Source organism: Prescottella soli, assembly GCF_040024445.1.
Lineage (GTDB): Bacteria > Actinomycetota > Actinomycetes > Mycobacteriales > Mycobacteriaceae > Prescottella > Prescottella soli.
On sequence record NZ_CP157276.1, the window covers coordinates 2,429,479 to 2,450,791 of the forward strand.

23 protein-coding genes and 1 tRNA gene are annotated in these 21,313 nt (G+C 68.9%); 10 read left to right on the forward strand and 14 right to left on the reverse strand.

Going from position 1 to position 21,313, the window contains the following annotated elements; genetic code table 11:
- Positions 1 to 28 precede the first annotated feature (28 nt).
- The 6 genes from ABI214_RS11425 to ABI214_RS11450 form a co-directional block, all read right to left on the reverse strand.
- Complete coding sequence (locus ABI214_RS11425; RefSeq protein WP_348610322.1) at positions 29 to 1,504, reverse strand: 2-hydroxymuconic semialdehyde dehydrogenase; 1,476 nt, start codon at positions 1,502 to 1,504, stop codon at positions 29 to 31.
- Positions 1,505 to 1,638: 134 nt separating this feature from the next.
- Positions 1,639 to 2,619, reverse strand: coding sequence for an SGNH/GDSL hydrolase family protein (locus ABI214_RS11430; RefSeq protein WP_348610325.1), 981 nt, complete (start codon positions 2,617 to 2,619; stop codon positions 1,639 to 1,641).
- Between the two features lie 171 nt (positions 2,620 to 2,790).
- Positions 2,791 to 3,402 (reverse strand): alpha/beta fold hydrolase, encoded by a 612-nt coding sequence (locus ABI214_RS11435; protein ID WP_348610328.1) that lies wholly within the window; start codon positions 3,400 to 3,402, stop codon positions 2,791 to 2,793.
- Positions 3,403 to 3,491: 89 nt separating this feature from the next.
- On the reverse strand, positions 3,492 to 3,686 hold the full coding sequence (locus tag ABI214_RS11440) for a hypothetical protein (protein ID WP_348610331.1): 195 nt from the start codon (positions 3,684 to 3,686) through the stop codon (positions 3,492 to 3,494).
- A gap of 83 nt (positions 3,687 to 3,769) precedes the next feature.
- On the reverse strand, positions 3,770 to 4,555 hold the full coding sequence (locus tag ABI214_RS11445; protein WP_348610334.1) for an MBL fold metallo-hydrolase: 786 nt from the start codon (positions 4,553 to 4,555) through the stop codon (positions 3,770 to 3,772).
- Positions 4,556 to 4,681: 126 nt separating this feature from the next.
- Positions 4,682 to 5,446 (reverse strand): SDR family NAD(P)-dependent oxidoreductase, encoded by a 765-nt coding sequence (locus ABI214_RS11450; RefSeq protein ID WP_348610337.1) that lies wholly within the window; start codon positions 5,444 to 5,446, stop codon positions 4,682 to 4,684.
- 133 nt (positions 5,447 to 5,579) lie between these two features.
- Here ABI214_RS11450 and ABI214_RS11455 point away from each other — a divergent pair, with 133 nt between their 5' ends.
- Positions 5,580 to 6,233 (forward strand): TetR family transcriptional regulator, encoded by a 654-nt coding sequence (locus ABI214_RS11455; protein WP_348610340.1) that lies wholly within the window; start codon positions 5,580 to 5,582, stop codon positions 6,231 to 6,233.
- A gap of 50 nt (positions 6,234 to 6,283) precedes the next feature.
- Here ABI214_RS11455 and ABI214_RS11460 read toward each other — a convergent pair whose 3' ends face one another.
- Both ABI214_RS11460 and ABI214_RS11465 read right to left on the reverse strand, forming a co-directional pair.
- A complete protein-coding gene (locus ABI214_RS11460) occupies positions 6,284 to 6,754 on the reverse strand; it encodes a RidA family protein (protein WP_348610343.1) in 471 nt (156 codons plus the stop codon).
- A 4-nt stretch (positions 6,755 to 6,758) separates the two neighbouring features.
- Positions 6,759 to 6,923 (reverse strand): DUF4177 domain-containing protein, encoded by a 165-nt coding sequence (locus tag ABI214_RS11465; protein WP_005515911.1) that lies wholly within the window; start codon positions 6,921 to 6,923, stop codon positions 6,759 to 6,761.
- Between ABI214_RS11465 and ABI214_RS11470 the strand changes: the two genes are divergently transcribed.
- Together ABI214_RS11470 and ABI214_RS11475 are read left to right on the forward strand one after the other, a co-directional pair.
- A complete protein-coding gene (locus tag ABI214_RS11470; RefSeq protein ID WP_408587306.1) occupies positions 6,922 to 8,019 on the forward strand; it encodes an ArsA-related P-loop ATPase in 1,098 nt (365 codons plus the stop codon). The two genes, ABI214_RS11465 and ABI214_RS11470, sit on opposite strands and share 2 nt — an antisense overlap.
- The gene (locus ABI214_RS11475) at positions 8,016 to 9,155 is read left to right on the forward strand and encodes an ArsA family ATPase (RefSeq protein WP_348610350.1); all 1,140 of its coding nucleotides are present in this window, start codon (positions 8,016 to 8,018) and stop codon (positions 9,153 to 9,155) included. Before ABI214_RS11470 ends, ABI214_RS11475 begins: the two co-directional genes overlap by 4 nt.
- 118 nt (positions 9,156 to 9,273) lie before the next feature.
- Here the strand turns inward: ABI214_RS11475 and ABI214_RS11480 are convergent, their stop codons facing one another.
- On the reverse strand, positions 9,274 to 9,597 hold the full coding sequence (locus ABI214_RS11480; protein ID WP_348610353.1) for a WhiB family transcriptional regulator: 324 nt from the start codon (positions 9,595 to 9,597) through the stop codon (positions 9,274 to 9,276).
- 315 nt (positions 9,598 to 9,912) lie between these two features.
- Between ABI214_RS11480 and ABI214_RS11485 the strand changes: the two genes are divergently transcribed.
- Genes ABI214_RS11485 through ABI214_RS11495 form a run of 3 tightly spaced genes read left to right on the forward strand, consistent with a single transcriptional unit; the run spans position 9,913 to position 13,466 of the window.
- Positions 9,913 to 12,219: a penicillin-binding protein gene (locus ABI214_RS11485; protein ID WP_348611534.1), complete on the forward strand. Its 2,307-nt coding sequence runs from the start codon at positions 9,913 to 9,915 to the stop codon at positions 12,217 to 12,219.
- Between the two features lie 45 nt (positions 12,220 to 12,264).
- Entirely contained in the window at positions 12,265 to 12,906 is a 642-nt protein-coding gene (locus ABI214_RS11490; protein ID WP_348610357.1) for a DUF2231 domain-containing protein, read from the forward strand.
- Positions 12,903 to 13,466, forward strand: coding sequence for a type 1 glutamine amidotransferase domain-containing protein (locus ABI214_RS11495; RefSeq protein ID WP_348610360.1), 564 nt, complete (start codon positions 12,903 to 12,905; stop codon positions 13,464 to 13,466). The genes ABI214_RS11490 and ABI214_RS11495 overlap by 4 nt, the downstream gene beginning before the upstream one ends.
- Before the next feature lie 3 nt (positions 13,467 to 13,469).
- Here ABI214_RS11495 and ABI214_RS11500 read toward each other — a convergent pair whose 3' ends face one another.
- Both ABI214_RS11500 and ABI214_RS11505 read right to left on the reverse strand, forming a co-directional pair.
- A complete protein-coding gene (locus ABI214_RS11500; protein WP_348610363.1) occupies positions 13,470 to 14,258 on the reverse strand; it encodes a hypothetical protein in 789 nt (262 codons plus the stop codon).
- A 122-nt stretch (positions 14,259 to 14,380) separates the two neighbouring features.
- On the reverse strand, positions 14,381 to 14,857 hold the full coding sequence (locus ABI214_RS11505) for a GatB/YqeY domain-containing protein (RefSeq protein WP_348610366.1): 477 nt from the start codon (positions 14,855 to 14,857) through the stop codon (positions 14,381 to 14,383).
- Positions 14,858 to 14,921: 64 nt separating this feature from the next.
- On the opposite strand from ABI214_RS11505, the gene ABI214_RS11510 reads away from it, so the two are divergent.
- From ABI214_RS11510 to ABI214_RS11525, 4 genes are all read left to right on the forward strand, one after another.
- Positions 14,922 to 15,902 carry a metallophosphoesterase gene (locus tag ABI214_RS11510; protein ID WP_408587310.1) on the forward strand — a complete coding sequence of 327 codons (981 nt, stop codon included), beginning with the start codon at positions 14,922 to 14,924 and terminating at the stop codon, positions 15,900 to 15,902.
- Positions 15,903 to 15,957: 55 nt separating this feature from the next.
- Positions 15,958 to 16,034 (forward strand) — tRNA-Pro (locus ABI214_RS11515).
- A gap of 342 nt (positions 16,035 to 16,376) precedes the next feature.
- Positions 16,377 to 17,417 (forward strand): ABC transporter substrate-binding protein, encoded by a 1,041-nt coding sequence (locus tag ABI214_RS11520; RefSeq protein ID WP_348610369.1) that lies wholly within the window; start codon positions 16,377 to 16,379, stop codon positions 17,415 to 17,417.
- Positions 17,418 to 17,482: 65 nt separating this feature from the next.
- Positions 17,483 to 17,758 (forward strand): tetratricopeptide repeat protein, encoded by a 276-nt coding sequence (locus ABI214_RS11525; protein ID WP_348610372.1) that lies wholly within the window; start codon positions 17,483 to 17,485, stop codon positions 17,756 to 17,758.
- A 169-nt stretch (positions 17,759 to 17,927) separates the two neighbouring features.
- On the opposite strand, the gene ABI214_RS11530 is transcribed toward ABI214_RS11525, so the two are convergent.
- The 3 genes from ABI214_RS11530 to ABI214_RS11540 form a co-directional block, all read right to left on the reverse strand.
- Positions 17,928 to 18,440, reverse strand: coding sequence for a MepB family protein (locus ABI214_RS11530; protein ID WP_348610375.1), 513 nt, complete (start codon positions 18,438 to 18,440; stop codon positions 17,928 to 17,930).
- A 50-nt stretch (positions 18,441 to 18,490) separates the two neighbouring features.
- Entirely contained in the window at positions 18,491 to 20,251 is a 1,761-nt protein-coding gene (locus tag ABI214_RS11535; protein ID WP_348610378.1) for a cholesterol oxidase substrate-binding domain-containing protein, read from the reverse strand.
- A gap of 178 nt (positions 20,252 to 20,429) precedes the next feature.
- Positions 20,430 to 21,242, reverse strand: coding sequence for a metal-dependent hydrolase (locus ABI214_RS11540; RefSeq protein WP_348610381.1), 813 nt, complete (start codon positions 21,240 to 21,242; stop codon positions 20,430 to 20,432).
- Positions 21,243 to 21,313: the final 71 nt, after the last annotated feature.

Here is a 21,313-nt window from a genome sequence, read left to right on the forward strand (position 1 = left end):
TCAACTCCCACGGTCATGTCCTTTTCGATCACAGCGCCACGCACACGTTCGTGGGCTCGGTGTAGAAGTGCAACGACGACTCGCCACCCTCGCGGCCGATGCCGGAGAGCCCGACACCGCCGAACGGGGAGCGCAGTTCACGCGTGAACCACGTGTTGACCCACGAGATTCCGACGTTCATCTTCTGCGCGACGCGGTGTCCGCGCCGCAGGTCGTTGGTCCACACCGATGCGGCGAGGCCGTACTTGGTGTCGTTGGCCAGCGCGATCGCCTCCTCTTCGGTGTCGAAGGGCACCAGTGCTGCGACCGGTCCGAAGATTTCCTCGCGGAGCACGGCGTCCTCGTTCGTCAGACCCGTCCACAGCGTGGGCTGGATCCACGACCCGTACGCGAGCCTCTCACCGAGGTCCGGAACGCCGCCACCGGTGACGACCTTCGCGCCGGACTGTTCGGCCATCCGGAAGTAGCGCAGCACCTTGTCGCGGTGGGCCTGCGAGATGAGCGGTCCGGTGGTGGTGTCGGCGTCGGTCGGGTCACCCAGGCGCAGCTGCTCGGCGCGCTCCGCCAGACCGGTGACGACGTCGTCGAAGATCGCCCGCTGCACGTACACGCGCTCGGTGCACAGACACACCTGGCCGGTGTTGGTGAACACCGACTTGGTCAGTCCGGTCAGCGCCTCGTCGAGGTCGACGTCGTCGAACACGACGGCCGCGTTCTTGCCGCCGAGCTCGAAGGAGACCGGGCGGACGCGCGGCGCAACGGTTTTCATCACGTGCGAGCCGGTCGCGGACGAGCCTGTGAAGGTGACGCCGTCGATGCCGGGATGCGTCGTGAGGTACTCGCCGGCGGAGTTGCCGCCGAAGCCGTGCACGACGTTGTAGACGCCGGCGGGCAGACCGACCTCGGCGAGCACCTCGGCGAGCAGGGTCGCCGTCGCCGGGGTCTCCTCGCTGGGCTTGACCACCACCGCGTTGCCGCACGCGAGGGCGGGCGCGACCTTCCACGTGAGCAGCAGCAGCGGCAGATTCCACGGGACGATGACCGCGACGACGCCGAGCGGCTTGCGGACCGCGTAGTTGAGCGCCTGCCGTCCCCCGGCCAGGTCGGTCATGAACGATTCCTGACCGGCCGCGGAGACGATATCGGCGAAGGTCCGGAAATTGGTGAGCGCACGGGCCACGTCGAGCTCGCGCGCCTGGGTGATCGGCTTGCCGGTGTCCGCCATCTCGGCGGCGACGAACTCCTCGAAGCGTTCCTCGATCCGGTCCGCAGCGCGGCGCAGCAGTGCGGCGCGTTCCCGGACCGGGGTGTCGGCCCAGCCGTCCGCGAGGGCACGCCGGGCCGAGGTCACGGCGCGGTCGACGAGCGCCTGGTCGGCCTCGTGGACCTGGGCGAGCACCCGCCCGGTCGCGGGGTCGGTCTGGTCGAAGCCCCGCTGCGGGTCGGGATCGACGAATGCGCCGTCGACGAAGTTACGGATCCAGCCGTCGAGGGATGAAGTCATGGATCAATGGTCGAGCCCCGATCCATACCGAACAAATACCAAAACAGCTTCCTCTCATGCCCTTATCGGCATACGTGCCGCAGAAGGCGGAGCCCGCACCGGGCTCCGCCTTCTTTCGCCGTGGTCGGCCGCGCCTACGACCCTGATCCGGTCGACCCACTCGAGCCGCTGGAACCGAGCGAGCCACTGGAGCCACTCGAGCCGCTGGACCCGGACGACGCCAAGGAACCGGGCCCGCCCGCCTCCAGCAGGGGCAGGAAGGTGTCGGCGATCACCTGATGCCCTGTCGGGTTGGCGTGGATGTCTCGGTACTGCGTGCACATCCACGTCCACTCGCAGATCCGCCCCACGTTCTTCGGCAGCGTGCCGAAGCCGGGGACATCGACCGGGGTGAAGTCGTTGTTCGAGAACGCAGTAGACACATCCGCCGTCTTCCAACCGGCCGACGAATTGGCCTTCTCGATCGTGGCAGCGAACAGATTGTTCAACGCGGCGGTCCCGGCCGCGACCACACGGGTCAGCCCGCCCTGGAGCCAGCCCGCCAACGCCGGGTCGTAGTAATTCATACCGACGTATCGCGGCCCGTCGCCGCCGGCGTCACGCAGCTGACTGTTGATCTTGGTGAGATTCTGCTCCACCGTGGCCAGGGACTGCGCGATGCAGCCCACATCCGGAACACCGGACGAGCCGAGCGATCCGGAGCCGCCCGACAGGCAGTGATACACGTCGTTCGCGCCGATGTCCTCGGTCACGTACTCGACCTTGCCCTTGTGCGCCGCGAGGAACTTCGTCGCGGCGTCGAGCTGCGACGTCGCACCCGGATAGGTGCATCTGCCGCCATTGATCATCGTCGCCGTTGTCTCGCCGTCACATCCCAGGTTGACGAACTCCAGATTCGGATCCGACGCCTTCAGTGCGTTGTAGATGTCGTGGGTGTAGGACACCGGCTCGTCGTGGCCGGTGTTCGGTTGATATCCCGCCGCCAACGAATCGCCCAGTGCCAGATAGTAGGTCGGCCCTCCACCGGGATCCGCCGAAGCCACGGCCGGCAGTCCGACCACTCCGATCGCTACCGCCGCAGCAACCACCACGGATCGTAGAACCTTCACACGCATGTCGACCCCCTCATCGCGAACCGATTGGGCCTCCGGGGCCGAACTCCCCAGTGGCATTGGGCAATTCCCCGACAGCGTCGACCTCCATAACGGTCGGCAGACGAAACTGTAACAGCCGCAAGGAACATCGCCCCGCTAAGTCCGGAAAGAGAGAAACGGCCCGGACGGGCGTTAACGGTGAACGGTCGGAAATGTCAGCCGCGGCGCGACCCGGTGTTGCCGGCCGTCACGGGTGGCTCGTTCCGCCGTCGCGCACGGCCCTGTGGTAGGCCTCGAGCCGTTCGGCGAGGCATTCGGGGTGGCCCAGCATCGGGAGGTGGTCGCCGGGCATGGTGTCGGCGGCGATGCCGGGGGTGTGTCGTGCGCCCAGAACTCGTCCTCGCCGGCCGCCGTGCCGTGCAGGTCGTCGTCGCGTCGACGCGCCTGTTCACGGCCGGTCGCGCTCCACCACTGGCCGGGGGCTTCCCCGGGCAGGGGAATCATGGCGTGCAACAGGACGAGCAGGTCGACCCGGAGATGCTCGGCAACGATCGGGCCGATGAAGCCGCCGAAGGAGTGCGCGACCACGGTCACGTGCTCTCGGGTGCCGACGGCCCGCCGTACGGCGTCGACGTACTCGGTCAGACCCGCGGTGTCGTCTGAGACGGGCAGGTCGGGCGTGATCGCGGTGTGCCCGGCAGCTTCGAGCAGCGGTCGGACGCGGTGCCAGCACCAGGAGTCGGCCCCGGCGCCATGAATCAGGACATACGTCGCCGTCACATCGTCACGATTCTCGATCCCCATCAGCAGTCCTCACTGTCGTCGACCTCGCGTATCGAAGTCGTCCACTGTTGAGGCGGTGGGGAGGCCGAAAAGGAATCGCCGCAAAGACGCTAGGACAGTGTCATCGGCAGATCGAACGTAGGGAACAGGTGCAGCTCGAAGGCGGTGATCTCGACGATCCTGCCGTCCTCGACCCGCAGCACGTCGAGCACCTGAGCCCGATACTCGTGCTCTCCCGAGGCCCCGGCCCCCGCCATGACGGCCGCGGCCTCGCGGCGCTCCCGCGTCATCGGTTCGTCGGACATCGATACCGCCGTCCCCCCGCCATCGCCGGGCGAATACCGTTGCGCCGCTCCGGGAAATCCGAGCAACTCCCGAAAGCCGGGGCTCAGCCCCGCAGATACTCCAACTGCACCCGCACCGACTGCTCGGCGGCGGGCCACAAGGTCTCGTCGATGTCGGTGTAGACGTGCTCGACCACGGACCGCACGTCGGCGTCGGCGCCGAGGACATCGAGCGCGCCCCGGACCTGCGCGAGCCGTTCCTCGCGGTGCGCGAGGTAGTACTTGGCGACCGCCTCGAGGTCGGGCAGTTCCGGGCCGTGTCCGGGCAGGACCGTCCGGCCCGGGCCCAGTTCGATGAGAACCCGCATCGATTCGAGGTAGTCGCGCAGATTGCCGTCCGACGCGTCGAGGACGGTGGTGCCGCGGCCGAGGATGGTGTCGGCGGTGAGCACCGAGCCCTCCCCCTCGATGACGAACGACACCGAGTCTGCGGTGTGCCCGGGCGTGCGCAGCACCCGCAGCGTCAGGCCGGCGGCCTCGATGACCTCACCATGCACGAGGTCTCCGCCTCCGCCGCGCCGGAACTCCTCCCGCACCGCGCGCACCGGGGCACCGGTCAGTTCGAAGAACCGATCGATGCCGCCGGTGTGGTCGTGGTGGCGGTGCGAGATCAGGGTGAGCACCACGGTCCCGACGCCCGCGACCCGCGCCAGGTGCTCCGCGTCGTCGTCGCCCGGGTCGACCACGACGCACTCGTCACTGCCCGGGGCCCGCAGGATCCAGGTGTTGGTGCCCTCCAGCGAGTACATGCTCGGGTTGTTCTCGAGCATCACCGCCGCACTAGGCGTGACCTGGCGCAACTGGGCGTACGCGGGGTGCTGAAGCGTCATCGACGCACCTTTCCTGACGGACCGACGGCGTGTTCGGTGGAATCCGGAACCGAAACCGGTCCTCACTGTACGACTCCACCGAACGTGCGTCCGATCAGCCCGACACCTGGTGCGGCGCAATCGCACTCACATGTGGGTGCCGCCGTCGATCCGAATCTCGGTGCCGGTGACGAACTTGCCGTCGTCGGACGCGAGCATCGCGATCACACCGGCCACGTCCTCCGGCGGCGCGAAGCCGTCGCCGATCCACGGGTAGAGCTTGCCGATCAGGCTCGGGTCGACGTCCTCCGGGAAGCCCGGGGCGCTGGTCATGCCGGAGGCGATGCTGCCCGGCTCGACAGCGACGGCACGCAGGCCCTGCTTGGCGTACTCGAGCGCGATCGCGTGGGTGAACGAGCGAATGCCGCCCTTGGTGGCGGCGTACGCGGCCATGTAGGGGTGTGCGAAGTGAGCGGAGGTGGAGCTGAAGTTCACCACGACGCCCTTGCCCGACTCGAGCAGCGCGGGCAGCGCCTCGCGGGTGACCAGGAACGTACCGGTCAGGTTGACCCCGACCACGGTGTTCCAGAACTCCAGAGTGGTCTTGTCGGTGTGCGACGCCCGGAGGATGCCTGCGGCGTTGACCAGCACGTCGAGGCCACCGAGGCCCTTGATCGCGCCACCGATGTTCTCCCGGACCGAGTCCTCGTTCGAGATGTCCACGACCGCGGTGGCCAGCCGATCGGCGGTGCCGGCCGCGGCGGCCCGCTCGCGGGTCACCTCGAGCCCGGCCTCGGACACGTCGGCGGCGGCGACGATGCCGCCCTCCTCGAGGATGCGGGCGACGGTGGCCTGCCCGATTCCGGATCCGGCGCCGGTGATGAGTACTCGACGGCCTTCGAATCGCTTCATGGTCTCTCCTGATCAACTAGAGTCGTTTTGTGGACCTAATGGCACAGTAGGCCGACTTGGCACGTTGTGTCACGCATTTCTTCGGAACAGGACCGGTAGTCTGCGATCCGACACCAGCGGAGGAGTCCAGAACATGCCCGGCGCGCAGCCCGTGACGTCGCTGACAGCGCGACGCAAGGCGCAGACACAACTCGAGATCTCCCGACGCGCGGCCGAGCTGTTCTCCGCGCGCGGGGCGTCGTCGGTGACCGCAGAGGAGATCGCCGCGGCGGCGGGAATCGGCCTGCGCACCTTCTACCGCTACTTCCGCACCAAGGAGGACGCCGTCTCGCCGCTCCTCGCGGGCGGGGTGACCAACTGGATCACGTACCTCACCGAAGAGGCGGATGCGTCCGGGGCCACATCCGTCGGCCAGGCCCTCGAGCGCGCGACGCGGCGGGCCCTGACGCCGTCGGAGGACGTCACCGAGGAGATGCTGCAGTGGACCCGGGGCCTGCTGCGGACGGTGAACGACGAACCCGCTCTGCACGCGGTGTGGCTTCGCGTGCAACACGATTCGGAGGAGGGTCTGGTCGCGGCGCTGACACCGCTGGTCGGCCCGGATGCCGATCCGCTGACCGTCCGACTCCTCGCGGCCGCCGCGAACGCCGCGATGCGGATCGCGGTCGAGACGTGGGCCGCAACCGACGCCCCCACCACCGGCCCGGACGGACCCGCGGAACTCGCGGTCGACTGCATGCGCCGCCTCGTCGATCACGCAAACGCGCGCAGCACCGAAAACAACTGAGCCGCATCCCCTTTCCGGGAATGCGGCTCAGCAGAGGACGCGGGTGGCGCTCAGCGCACCTCGGCGATGAGTTCGACCTCGACGGGCGACCCGAGCGGCAGCTCGGCGACGCCGACCGCCGACCGCGCGTGGATCCCGGCGTCCCCGAACACCTCACCGAGGAACTCGGACGCGCCGTTGATCACGCCGGGCTGACCGGTGAAGCCCTCGGCCGAGGCCACGAAGCCGACGACCTTGACGATGCGCACGATCGAATCCAGGCCGACCAGGGCGTCCACGGCGGCGAGCGCGTTCAGCGCGCACTGGCGGGCGGCGGCCTTCGCGTCGGCCTCCGAGACGTCCGCGCCGAGCTTGCCGACGATCGGCAGCTTGCCGTCGACGAACGGCAGCTGACCCGAGGTGTGGACGTGGTTTCCGGTGCGGACGGCCGGCACGTACGCGGCGACGGGCGCGGCCACCGGCGGCAGGTCGATGCCCAGTTCGGCCAGGCGCGCGGTCCAGGACTGTGTGGTGTCTGCCACGGTCTCAGCCCTTCGGACGCTTGAGGTAGGCCACGTGCTGCTCGCCCGTCGGGCCGGGGAGCACGGTCACCAGTTCCCAACCGTCCCCGCCCCACTGGTCGAGGATCGCCTTGGTGGCGTGCGTCAGCAGCGGCACGGTCGCGTACTCCCAGGTAGTCAATTCGCTCATGCCGTGGAGCCTATCCCCCGCACGTGCGCGCTCCTCGACTTATAGGCTCGTGCCCGTGGCAGCACCGACAGACACGGCCGCACACGGGCGTCCGCACCCCGACGAGCCGGCATGGCCTCCCAGCGCAGGCGCGGCGCGCCTGCACTTCGTCTCCGGCAAGGGCGGCACCGGCAAGTCGACCGTGGCCGCCGCACTGGCGCTCGCGCTCGCCGCCGGCGGACGACGCGTGCTCCTGATCGAGGTCGAGGGCCGGCAGGGCATCGCGCAGCTGTTCGACGTGCCGCCCCTCCCGCCACAGGAGACCAAGATCGCGACCGCCGAGGGCGGCGGTGAGGTGTTCGCGCTCGCGGTCGACCTCGAGACCGCGTTCCTCGAGTACCTCGACATGTTCTACAACCTGGGCTTCGCGGGCCGCGCGATGAAGAAGATCGGCGCGGTCGAGTTCGCGACCACGCTCGCGCCGGGCCTGCGCGACGTCCTGCTCACCGGCAAGATCAAGGAGTGCGCGGTGCGCACCGACAAGTCCGGCCGCCGCGCGTACGACGCCGTCGTGGTGGACGCGCCGCCGACCGGCCGGATCGGCAAGTTCCTCGACGTGACCCGCGCGATGTCGGAGCTGGCGAAGGGCGGGCCGATCCACTCGCAGAGCCAGGGCGTCGTGCGGCTGCTGCACTCGGACGAGACGGTCGTGCATCTGGTGACGCTGCTCGAGGCGCTGCCGGTGCAGGAGACCGCGGACGCCGTCGCCGAGCTCGCGGCCGCCGACCTGCACCTGGGCACGGTGATCGTCAACCGCACCAACACGGCGTTCCTGCCGCAGGACGCGCTCGCCGACGCCGCGAAGGGCCGCGTCGATGCCGACGCGGTCCGCAAGGGCCTGGCGCGGGCGGGCATCACGCTGTCCGACGACGACTTCGCCGGGCTGCTGACCGAGACGATCGAACACGCGGCGACGCTGGCCGCGCAGGACGAGAGCGCCGCGCAACTCGACGACGTGAAGGTGGCCCGCATGCATCTGCCCGCGCTGGTGGACGGCGTCGACCTCGGCGGGCTCTACGAGCTCGCCGAGTGCCTGACCGAGCAGGGTGTGCGATGAACCCACCCCGGACCGCGCCGGCCCTCGACCTCGGCGGCCTCCTCGCCGACCCGAACACCCGCATCGTCGTGTGCTGCGGCGCCGGTGGCGTCGGCAAGACGACCACCGCCGCGTCGATGGCCCTGCGCGCGGCCGAGCAGGGCCGGCGCGTCGCCGTCCTGACGATCGATCCGGCCCGACGGCTCGCGCAGGCGCTCGGGGTGCAGGACCTCGACAACGAGCCGCAACTGGTGGAGCTGGCCCCCGGGTCGACCGGCGAGCTGCACGCGATGATGCTGAACATGCGCCGCACGTTCGACGAGATGGTGCTCGAGCACTCGGCACCCGGCAAGGCCGAGCAGATCCTCGCGAATCCCTTCTACCAAACGGTCGCCACGTCGTTCTCCGGCACGCAGGAGTACATGGCGATGGAGAAGCTCGGTCAGCTCGCGGCCGACGACCGGTGGGACCTGGTGATCGTGGACACGCCGCCGTCGCGCAACGCGCTCGACTTCCTCGACGCGCCACAACGCCTGGGAGCCTTCCTCGACGGCCGGATGATCCGCCTGCTGACCGCGCCGGGACGCGGCATCGGCCGGCTCGTGACGGGTGCGATGGGGCTGGCCCTCAAGGGTGTCTCGACGGTGGTGGGCAGCCAGATGCTGTCCGACGCGTCGGCGTTCGTACAGTCGCTGGACTCGATGTTCGGCGGCTTCCGGGAGCGTGCGACGCGCACGTACGAGCTGCTCCGCCAGGAGGGCACGCAGTTCGTGGTGATCGCGGCCGCCGAACCCGACGCGCTGCGCGAGGCCGCGTTCTTCGTCGACCGGCTGTCCGGAGACCGGATGCCGCTGGCGGGCCTGGTGCTCAACCGGACCCACCCGACGCTGTGCTCGGTGTCCGCCGACCACGCCCTCACCGGCGCCGATCTGCTGGAGGAGAGCGAGCCCGCGGACGCGGCGAACGAGCTGACCTCTGCGGTTCTGCGGGTGCACGCGCATCGGGCGGTGACCGCGAAGCGGGAGCTGCGACTGCTGAGCCGGTTCACCGCGTCACACCAGCACGTACCGATCATCGGGGTGCCGTCGCTGCCCTTCGAGGTGTCGGACCTCGAGGCGCTGCGTGCGGTGGGCGACCAGCTCACCCGTCAGGGCTGACCGCCGATCCCCGGCGAGACGCGGCCGCAGCGGCGCCCGCGGCGCCGCTGCCTCCACGACGTTGTTCCGTTCGACCGATCCGGACCTACTCCCCGACGAGGACCGATTCGGAAATTGATCAGACTGCGGACTGGTGCTGACGCTGAGCGTCGAAGAAGTCGGCCCAGGACTCGACCTCCGGGTGCTGCTTGAGCAGTGCACGACGCTGACGTTCGGTCATGCCACCCCACACGCCGAACTCGACCTTGTTGTCCAGCGCGTCGGCACCACACTGCATGAGGACCGGGCAGTGCCGGCAGATGGTTGCCGCCTTGCGCTGCGCCGCGCCGCGGACGAAGAGTTGATCGGGGTCGACTTCACGGCATCGTGCCTGCGCGACCCACTGGATGCGGGCTTCCGCTTCCTCGTAGTCAAGCCGCGCGGCGGGGCTGGTCATGTGCATTCGGTTCCCCTTCGGTCCAAACGCCGTTCCCCACGGCGCTCAGGATGTTCACGCAGTCCCCCGGCTATCACGTGACGACTGCACCACATTCCTAATCCAGTGTTAGCTGTATCACACTGACGAGAGCTAACTTAGGTAAAGATCGCCCGCTGCGCAAGATCGAGAGCGTAGATTCTGGTACGCCCGTGCATTCTTCGTCGCATTTGCCCGGGTCAAATGCGGTCTTCGTCGTCAAACAAGCGTCCAGTTTGAGTCGTCCACCGGGACAGTCGGTCCGTTCGACGTACTCTGTAGCTCGTGTCGAGAGCCAAAACGATCGCCAAGCTCGCGGGATGTTCCGCACTCGCCGGCGTCCTCCTCGCCGGAGTGATGTTTCCGCTGGCAGGAGGCTTCGGCTTCGCCTCCAACCGCGCCACCGACGCCGTCGACAACGTCTCGGCGGAACTCGTCGAGGGCACCGTTCCCGCAGTGACGACGATGACGGACGTCGCCGGCAACCCGATCGCGTGGCTCTACGAGCAACGCCGCTTCGAGGTCCCGAGCGACAAGATTTCCAACGACATGAAGTTGTCGCTCGTCTCGATCGAGGACAAGCGCTTCGCCGACCATCAGGGCGTCGACTGGCAGGGCACACTGCGCGCGTTCATGACGAACACGACCAGCGGCGAGGTCCAGCAGGGCGCCTCCACCATCGACCAGCAGTACGTCAAGAACTACCAATTGCTGGTGGTGGCCCGGAACGACGCCGAACGGCGCGCCGCCATCGAGACCACGCCCGCGCGCAAGATCCGCGAGATCCGGATGGCGTTGACGCTCGACAAGAAGCTGAGCAAGGACGAGATCCTCACCCGGTATCTCAACCTCGTTCCGTTCGGCAACGGCTCGTTCGGCATCCAGGACGCCGCGCAGACGTACTTCGGTATCGACGCCAAGGACCTGAATCTGACGCAGTCGGCGATGCTGGCCGGCATGGTGCAGTCCAGCTCGGCGCTGAACCCGTACACCAACCCGGAAGGCGTGCTCGAGCGCCGCAACACGGTCCTCGACACGATGATCACGAACATCCCGGACCGGGCCACCGAGATCCGGGCCGCCAAGACCGAGCCGCTCGGTGTGCTGCCGGAACCGAACGCACTGCCGCGCGGCTGCATCGCCGCCGGCGATCAGGGCTTCTTCTGCGACTACGCGCTGCAGTACCTCGCGGCGGCGGGCCTGAGCAAGGAACAGATCAACCGTGGCGGCTACACGATCAAGACCACCCTCGACCCGTCGGTGCAGAAGTCGGTGAAGTCGGCGCTCGTCGCCAACGCCGACCCCAAGCTCGACGGCATCGCGAACGTGATGAACGTGGTCCAGCCGGGCCAGGACCAGCATCGGGTGCTGGCGATGGCATCGAGCCGCGCGTACGGCCTCGACACCGCCGCGGAGCAGACCGTGCAGCCGCAGCCGTACACGCTGGTCGGCCACGGCGCCGGATCGATCTTCAAGATCTTCACCACGGCGGCCGCGATGGAGAAGGGCCTCGGCACCAGCGCGGTGCTCGACGTGCCCCGACGCTTCGAGGCCCGCGGCATGGGTAACGGCGGCGCGCGCGGCTGTCCCGCGGCGACGTACTGCGTCGAGAACGCCACCCCCAACTACGCGGCCAAGCTGTCGGTCACGGACGCGCTCGCGCAGTCACCGAACACCGCGTTCGTGAAGCTGATCGAGTCCACGGGCGTCACGCCGACGGTCGACATGGCCGTCCGACTGGGTCTGCGCTCGTACACGGTCGCCGGCTCGTCGGGCTTCGGCGACCAGAGCATGGCGGACATGCAGAAGCAGCAGAACCTGGGCTCGTTCACGCTCGGCCCCACGTGGGTCAATCCGCTCGAGCTGGCCAACGTCGCGGCAACGCTGGCGTCCCACGGCAAGTGGTGCCCGCCGACGCCGATCGACTCGATCACCGACCGCGAGGGCAAGCCGGTCTCCATCACGCAGGAAGCGTGCGAGCAGGTGGTCGACCCGGGTCTGGCCGACACGCTGTCGGTGGCGCTGAGCAAGGACGACCAACCGAGCGGCACGTCGTACGCGGCCGCCAGCTCGGCCGGCTGGAAGCTCCCGATGTCGGGCAAGACGGGCACCACCGAGTCGCACATGTCGTCGGGATTCCTCGGGTTCACCAACAACCTGGCCGCGAGCGTGCTGGTGTACGGCGACTCGACGACCCCCGGCGAGATCTGCTCGGCGCCGCTGCGTCCGTGCGGTGACGGCAACCTGTACGGCGGCACCGAACCGGCCCGCACGTGGTACCAGGCGATGACGCCGATCGTCGGCAACTTCGGCCCCACCGCGCTGCCGCCGGTCGACGAGAAGTACGTGAAGGGCTCACAGAACGCCCAGGTGCCCGACGTCGTCGGCATGACGCAGGACGCGGCGACGGCCGCCCTCAAGGCCGCCGGTTTCACGGTGAACCCGGTGAACACCAAGTCGGACGTCCCCAAGGGCAACGTCACGGGCAGCGCACCGGCGGGCTTGGCGGTGCCGGGCTCCGCGGTGACGATCTACGTCAGCGACGGCTCGGTGAAGGCGACGCCGTCGGGTTCCGCGTCGCCGGGTCCGACACCGTCACCCGGCGGCTGACCCTTCCCGCGTTTCGTCCGGCCCGGTCCCGGGTAGTCGCGGGACATGAACCTTCGTCACCTGTACAACCGGGCCGAGTCGGCGTCGTTCCTCGACGGGATCAGCGCGACGATCCAGCACCGCATCCAGGCGGGGCTGGGCCGCACGCCGATCGGTGATCGACTGCGCGGCGACTGGCTCGGACATCCCGTGCATCCGGGCCTCGTCGCGATCCCCATCGGGGCGTGGACGAGCTCCCTCGTCTTCGACGTCGTCCTCCGCGATCCGCGGGGCGCGCGGCGGCTGATCGGCATCGGGTTGGCCGCGACACCGCCGACGCTGGCGACCGGCTGGGCGGACTGGAGCGAGCGCGACACCCGTCAACGCCGCGTGGGGCTGCTGCACGCCGGGGCCAACGCCACCGGCATCGGTCTGATGATCGCCTCGTTCCGCCGGCACAAGAACGCGCCCGGGCGCTCCGCCACGGCACTGAGTGCACTCGCCCTGACGGCCGTCGGCGTGGGCGGCGCCCTCGGCGGACACCTCGTCTTCGGCCAGGGCGCCGGGCTCGAGATGGCCTCCGAGAGCCACGGTCCCGCCTTCGATCCGGTGCTCGCCGAGGTCGACTCCGCCGCCGAGGAGAGGGCCGTGGAGGAGAAGACCACGAACGGCCACCGCCACCACGTGTCGATGGGGCGACACCGATGACCGCCGGGACGGCGCTGCGGGGACGGACCGTCGCGATCCTCGCCACGAACGGTGTCGAGGAGTCCGAACTCGTCGAGCCACGCAAGGCTGTCGAGCAGGCGGGCGCCGCCACCCAACTGCTGTCGCTGTCGATCGGACGGATCCAGGCGATGAAGGGCGACGTCCACACCGCCGGCCTCTACGACGTCGACGCCGTCGTGGCGGACGTGACGATCGAGGACTTCGATGCCCTGATCCTGCCCGGCGGAACGACCAATCCCGATCACCTCCGGCAGAACAAGAAAGCCGTTGCGTTCGTTCACGATTTCGTCGAGGCAGGGAAGCCTGTCGGCGCGATCTGCCACGGTCCGTGGACCCTGGTGGAGGCCGACGTCGTCCGTGGCCGCACATTGACGTCGTACCCGAGCATTCGAACCGACATCCGCAACGCGGGCGGCAACGTCGTCGAACGTGAGGTCGTGATCGACGGCGCTCTGGTGTCGAGCCGCAATCCGCACGACCTGCCCGCGTTCTGCGACGCGATCGTCGATGTCTTCGCGGCCACGACCACGCAGGTCTGACCGCTAGCGCCCGAGCGTCACCTGGACGCCGCCGTCGACCGGGACGACGTCGTTCGCGACCGCCCCGAAACACGTGAGGTTCGGGCGTCGGGGGCCGACCAGGACCGCCGCGCCGGAGTAGTCGATCGGCGTCGCAAATGCCGTCGGCGTGCCCAGACGCACACGCGCGTGCGGGATCTCGGCACACGATCCGGACGAACCGTAGTAGCCGACGGACTGATACCCGACGGGCATCATGCGGCGGAGTTCGTTGGTGATCTGAACCCCGCTGAGCGCACGTGGGTAGCGCATCGCGCCGTCATCCAGGGACGCCTGCCAATAGTTGGACCCCATCTGCTCGACCTTCAGGGTGTAGCTCTTGCCCAGCACGAAGTCGAAGAAGTCACCCCGACACGTCATCCCGCCGGTCGTCGGCCCGACGGGGCCGCACCCGGGGCTCTGGATGTCGGGGCCGAAATAGCTGAAGACGGTGCGGGCGACGAGAGGACCGTCGGCGGTGGGGCGCTCGATCTCGAGGCCGATGTAGCCGCTCTGCCAGTTCTGGAAGCCGAAATGCTGACCGACGGACAGGGTTTGCCCCGGCCCGGTCACGCCGATCTCGTCGATCGTGACCGGAAACGCGAACTCGGAGACCCCCTTCGAGCCCCCGTTGGTCGCCAGCCAGTCGATCTGCACCAACTCACCGGGGACCACCGCAGCCGTCGCGGCCGGCGGTGCGGCCACCGCGAGCGCAGCGGCCGCCCCCGCGGAAGCCACCAGTGCCCGCGCCGCCCTCGAACCGATCCACCCCATGCCGATCTCCTCCCCGTGGAGGGCGCGGTAGCGCCCTCGATCATGGTGATGATCTTGTGCGGAGATGCGATCGTTACGAACAGGAACGATCGGACGGGACGCGGCGGTGGCGTTCGCCGGATCTAGAGACGGTCCTTGACCGCCTTGGAGATTCGCGATCCGTCGGCCTTGCCCGCGGCAAGGGCGGTGGCAGCCTTCATGACCTGTCCCATCTGCCGCGGGCCGGGGCGCTCGCCGAGCTCCTCTGCGACCTGCGCGATGGCGGTGTCCGCGACGTCGGCCAGTTCGGCGTCGGTGAGCGGGGAGGGCAGGTAGGAGTCGATGACCTGCGCCTCGGCGCGCTCGGTGGCGGCCAGTTCACCGCGGCCGGCTTCGGTGTAGATCTCCGCGGCCTCGCCACGCTTCTTCGACTCCTTGGTGAGAATCTTGAGGACCTCGTCGTCGCTGAGTTCGCGGGCCTCCTTACCGGAGGTCTCCTCCTTCTGCACCGCGGCGAGGATCATGCGCAGTGTCGACAGGCGCAGCTGATCCTTGTCCTTCATCGCGGCGGTGAGGTCGGCGCGGAGCGTGGACTTGAGCGTGGGAGCGGTGTCGGCCATGCGCCGAACGGTACGCGCCCGGTGCGGTGTCCTGCACCTTCATTGCCGACACCCGTATTCTGAGGTGGTGCCTGATCTGTCTTCCCGTACCCCGAACCGCAGCGCCCTGAACCGGGCCGCGCTCGCCACCGCGGGCGCCGCCGCTCTGGGCATCGGCTACGCCTCGTTGATCGAACGCAACGCGTTCGCACTGCGAGAGGCGACCATGCCGGTCCTGGCTCCAGGCTCGGCGACCCTGCGGGTGCTGCACATCAGCGATCTGCACATGATGCCGAACCAGAAGCTCAAGCAGAACTGGCTGCGCGAGCTCGATCGGCTCGAGCCGGACCTCGTCGTGAACACCGGCGACAACCTGTCGCACCCCAGGTCCGTGCCGGCGGTGGTGCAGTCGATGGGCGGCCTGCTGGCGCGCCCGGGCCTGTTCGTGTTCGGCAGCAACGACTACTTCGCCCCGAAGCCGAAGAACCCGTTCAAGTACTTCAAGAAGGAGCACCGCCGGGTGCTGGGCGCGCCGCTGCCGTGGGCGGACCTGCGGGCCGCCTTCACCGAGCGCGGCTGGCTCGACGTCACCCACGTGCACCGCGACCTCGAGGTGGCGGGTGTGCGCATCGCGTCGGCCGGCGTCGACGACCCACACCTCAAGCGGGACCGCTACGACACCATCGCGGGCCCGCCGAATCCGCTCGCGCAGCTCAAGCTGGGCATCACGCACTCCCCCGAGCCGCGGGTCCTCGATCGGTTCGCCGACGACGGCTACGACCTGGTGCTGGCCGGGCACACGCACGGCGGCCAGCTGTGCCTGCCGTTCTACGGCGCGCTGGTGACGAACTGCCAGCTGGACCGCTCCCGCGTCAAGGGGCCGTCGCGCTGGGGCGCGCACATGCGGCTTCACGTGTCCGCGGGTGTCGGCACGTCGCCGTACGCGCCGGCCCGGTTCTGCTGCCGCCCCGAGGCGACGCTACTCACTCTGGTCCCCGCACCCCGCGAGGACACCGCCACCGCGCGCGGCTCGGCGGCTGTGGAAGGCGCCGTTTTGGGCCGCTGACCAGCCGATTTAATCCCCGGTGAAACCGTGTTGTAAGCTATCCAAGGTTCAACACCGGGGTGTGGCGCAGCTTGGTAGCGCGCTTCGTTCGGGACGAAGAGGTCGTGGGTTCAAATCCCGCCACCCCGACCAGTGAAGAACAGAAAGACCCCGTCCGACTCGTTCGGACGGGGTCTTTCTCTATTTGCATACGCATCTACGCCCGCACCGCACACCCTCGTGCACTTATGCGGAGGCCTCACCTCGTCGTTCTGTGCGGCGGCGGTTATCCAACGACTGGCGGACCTCTCGTTGCCGGATCGACCAACTCCCGCGGACAACTTGACCTCCCGCGGACACGATCGTGGGCGCGACAGGTCAAGTCGGGCGCGGCATCGGGGCCGGAAGCGGACGTCAGCGCTGTTGCGTCACCGTCGACTACTCGACCGAACTCCCGCCGGACGACCCCCGATCAACACAGGCTAGCCTGACCTAATGTTTGTTCGATCCTCGTTCCGCAGGCGGGCCTCTGTTCGCGTTGCGATGCTCGCCCTCGCGACCGTGTTCGCCGCCACCGCGTGCGGCTCCTCCGACAACGCGGCCGACGCCCCGGCCGGCAACACCGACGTCGCGACCGGCGGCCGCCTGTTCGCGACCGCCGACACCGCGACCGCGGCTCTCGGCAGCGACGCACAGCCCGGCCAGTTCCCGCGCACCGTCAAGCACGCGCTGGGCGAGACCGTCATCGAGAAGAGGCCGGAGCGCGTGGTCGTGCTCGACGGCGGCGAACTCGACGACGTCCTGTCGCTCGGCATCACCCCGGTCGGCATCGCGAGCCCGGAGGGCGCGTCGGGTCAGCCGTCGTACCTGGCCGACAAGCTGGCGGGCGTGCCGGACGTGGGCACCACCAACAACCTCAACCTCGAGGCGATCACCGCGCTGCAGCCCGACCTGATCCTGGGCAGCAAGCTGCGCGCCGACAAGCTGTACCCGCAGCTGTCGCAGATCGCGCCGACGGTGTTCAGCATCCGCCCGGGCTTCCCGTGGAAGGAGAACTTCCTGCTCGTCGCCGACACGGTCGGCGAGGAGACCAAGGCCGAGGCGGTGCTCAACGACTACCAGTCCCGCGCGAACGAGGTCCGCGACAGCATCCAGGGTGATCCGTCGATCTCGTTGGTGCGCTTCATGACCGGCAAGACCCGCCTGTACGGCAACCTGTCGTTCATCGGTGTGATCCTGCAGGACGTGGGCCTGCGCCGCCCGGACGTCCAGAACATCGAGGAACTCGCGGTCGAGGTGAGCCCGGAGACCATCACGCAGGCCGACGGTGACTGGATCTTCTACTCCACCTACGGCAAGCCCGATACCACCGCTCAGACCGAGGTGCTGGCCGGGCCGCTGTGGGCCGGCATGAACGCCGTGAAGAACGGCAAGGCCGTCCAGGTGTCGGACGAGACCTGGTTCCTGGCCCTGGGCCCGACGGGCGCGATGATCGTGCTCGACGACCTGCAGAACCTGTTGGGCGGCAAGCAGTAACCCCACCCGGCACGACGAGGCCCGGCACCGGATTCGGTGCCGGGCCTCGTCGTTATCGTGATCCCATGGACGGATCGCTGCGATTCCAGAAGGCTCTGCTCCAACTCGATCACGGTCGGGTGCAGCGGGGCGAGGCCACTCTGCGCGAACTCCTCGACCACGAGCAGCCCGGTGTGATCCGGGTCCGCGCGCTCGTCGTCTACGGCGACCTGCTGCACCAGCTGGGACGGGCGGACGAGGCGGCCGCGCTCCTCGAGTCCGCAGTGCGGGAAGCCGCGGCTCTCGATGTCGACGACCTGCTCGACGTGGAGCTGGAACGGGCCCGGGAGCTCTTGGAATGACCCTGGAATAACCTCGGCGGGGTCGTGGTTGAATGGTTCGGATCGGCGGTTCCGTGTCCCCCGGGCTCAATTTCACCGCCTCCGCAGAGTTCCGTTCGGCTGGAGCTGCGTTGCGCCTTTCGCCGTGAGGCGACCGAGCCGCCGGTCCACCTTCTTTCCGCTCCGCCGCTCAGACCGCGGCGAAGAGACAACCGGCCCGCTGCAGGTCGACGGCCGCTCCGTCACTCAGGTCGAGGAACCAGTCGCACTGCCACCCCTGGGAACGCTTCGCCTGCGGGCTGCTGGTCGCCGACCACGGCGGATACACCCGGAACCCCCGCTTCCCGCCGGCACCACATACCGACACGACGCCGCGGGTGGCCAGTACCTCGTTCGGGAACACGAACGCACCGAAACGGTCGCCCTCCCGGGCGACGACCACCAGCGCGTCCATGTCGTCCTCGGCCGGGAACGGTTCCGTCGACCCACCGGCCCCGCGACGCCACACGGAGACAAACAGCCCCACCTTCGTCGGCGTCAGCTTGCCGACCCGGAACCGGATGGTCGACTGGCCGAGGTCGGAAACCGCGGCCCCGTACTCGGCGTTGTCGGGCTCCGACACAGCCGGTGAGCACTCGACGCCGAGACCAGCGAAGAGCCCCGTCAACAGGACCACATCGGGGTGGACCGCACCAGAAACCACGACAACTCCAAGCGAATTCGGCCCCGCCTGAAACTACCCGCCGTCGCCCTCTACGGCAGCAGCCGGTCGTGGAAGCTGTTGGCGAAGATGCGGTGCGGGTCGTGGGCGTTCAGCGACGCCCGCGCCGCCGCCCAGTTGCCGGACGCCGGGATCCCGGTGGTGAAGGCGGCCGGGATGATCTGGCTCAGCCACTCGTCGTCACGATAGCCGCCCGCGCTCGTGAAGGCCCAGCCCTTTGCCCACTCGGACCGGAACGTCGCGTAGTCGCCCGAGAAGGTCTGGACCATGAAGCGTTCCAGTTCCCGGAGGTACTCGGCCGCACCGACGGTCCCGGGCAGCGTGGTGACGTTCATCCAGATGCAGGTGTCCCACTCCGGGTGATCCGGGCGCGGACGCACCGCAGACAGGTTCGGCGGGCCGGCCGATTCGACGAGAACCTCGGACTGGTCGTCGACGCTGCACATGCGCACCTCGAACGCGCAGTTGACGGGGTACTTACCCTGTGCCGCAAGCTCGGTCATCCGATTGTTGTGCCACGTCGTGACCTCGTTGATCGCCCGCTGGATGTTCGATCGCCTGGTCAGCACCACGCCACCACCGGCGACCACCCGGAGCGTGGTGTGGCGCAGATAGAACAGCACGTCCTTGGACCAGCCCCACAGGTCACCGGTGTTGGTGAGCGGGATACCGGCCTGGACCGCGGCGAGCTGCGCCGCGCCGAACGCGGGGGTCGCCGACTGCATGCCTTCCATGACCTGGCCGAGCGGTGTGGTGACGTACTCGGGAATGGCGTCGGTGAAGAAGTAGTTGTAGGGGCCGAACACTTCCCGTGACTGCGCCGGTTTGACCGGCGTCGGGGTCCAGACCTTGAGCCACGGCTTGTCGGTGAACGGGAACCAGATGGCCTCGACGCGCCCCGACTTCTCGACGTAGCTCTCGTAGGTGCGGCCCGGCGATCCCGCGGGCGCGAACATCTCCTGCCACGGAACATCGAGGAACGTCTCGCAGCGGACGCGCGCGTTCGCACCGGCCTGCAGGGTCACCGAGGCGACGAAGGTGCGGCCCAGATGCGTCAGGAGCGCGGTGATCTCGGGCTGCTTGCGGGTGAACTCGCGCAGCACGTAGCGGCCCGCGGCGTCGTCCCACACCACGACGGTCATGGCCAGGATCAGGTTCGACAGGGAACCGAACGACTGACCGGGGGTCGCCTTCTCCCCCGGTGCCGGATAGGTGGCGCCGTGGGCACCGATGGCGAGGGCACCGGCGATCGACAGTTCACCGATGGCGGGCGCGTTCGCCCAACCGAGACCCACCTTCTCGAGAGCGGTGAGAACCTCTTCGATCGTGGCGCCCGCCCCGGCCGTCACGCTCGCCGGGGTGCCGCTGGCATTCACGGTGACCGAGTTCAGGTTCGTCATGGTGTCGACGAGGACGACCTTCTCGACGCTCTCACCGGGCACCACCGTGAACGGACTCCAGCCGTGCATCGTGCCCTTGGCGCGAACCCGGTAGCCGTTGTCCTTGGCCCAGTTCGCGATCCGGACGACGTCGTCCGGGGTGCGCGCGGTCGCGGTCCACGCGGCATCGAACGCGATGTCCTTGGCCCAGTTCACGTACGCCTGCTGGGCGAGGGGGATGTCGTCGGGGAACGCCGGCGGGACCGGGAGGTTGGACACCGGGCCGCCCGAACCGGTGGAACCGCTGGAGCCGGCGGCCGGGAGGGCGAACGCCGGGGTCCAGCCCATGCCGGTCAGGGCGGCGGCACCCGCGGCGGCGCCGGCGGCGCGGCCGAGGAACCCCCTGCGGGACATACCGATACGCGCGTCACTCGTTGACAACGTGTTCTCGTCGGCATCCACCGATTCGACTCCGATCCTCTCGCCGGGAAGCGGCGCACCGAGCCTCGCCGCGTGATCTTCGAGTCAAACTAGAACAAGTTCGCTTTCGATGCCAGTGGTTCCGTAATTCTCGTCGGAGCGACTTTGCGAACTACCGATCAACCGGGACCGAGTTGCGCAGCGCGTCGGTGATCGCCTCGGGCGCACCGTCCACCGCCCACACCGCGAGGCCGACGGCCGCGATCGTCAGCAGCGGTCCCAGCACGGCCCGCTCGAAGCCGCCACCGGCCCGGATCGCGAGGAACGAGGGCAACCGAAGCTCCCACCATCGGCGTCCGCCGAGCGGGACGAACGGCGCCAGGAACGGCACTCCCTCCTTGGTGATCATGTCGCCGACGCAGTGCGTCGCACACCCCAACGCGACCGCGACGCCGAGTCCCGTCGACCCCACCTGGTCGGGGAACCACTGCCACGTGAGGATCGACAGGAATGCCGAGGCCACGGTGACGACGAGCCACCCCTTGTCCCGCGCCCAGTCCCCGGCGAGGCCGCGCAAGGCCAGGCCGAGCGTGAAGAAGAGCGTGACGATGATAGCGGCGCGGCCGAACTGACCGACCAGCGCCGAGATCCCGGCGCCGAGCCCGACCGCGAACAACGCCGTGTGCGTGAGGGTGCGGTGCCCACCGCGCCGATTGGGGTCCTTGCGGCCCTTCGTCACCCGGTACACGCCCAGCGACACCGAGTCGACGCCCGCCGCCAACGTCCTGGAGATCGGCCCGAACGAGCGCGCGACCGTGGACTGGGTGGTGTCGAGATCCGGCAGGAGCGCGGCGCCCGCACAGACACCCGCGAACGCGAACGTCTCGGCGGTCGAGGTGGGCCCGCCCCAGTCCGTCGGGAGCAGGTCTGCGACGGCGAGGCCGACGACAGCACCGGACATTGCATGGGTAGCACCCATCACCATAGGGGGACAGCACCTTTCGAGCACCAACGACAGGACACCAACGGCGGAGGGATCCGGCGCGGCAGCCCCGG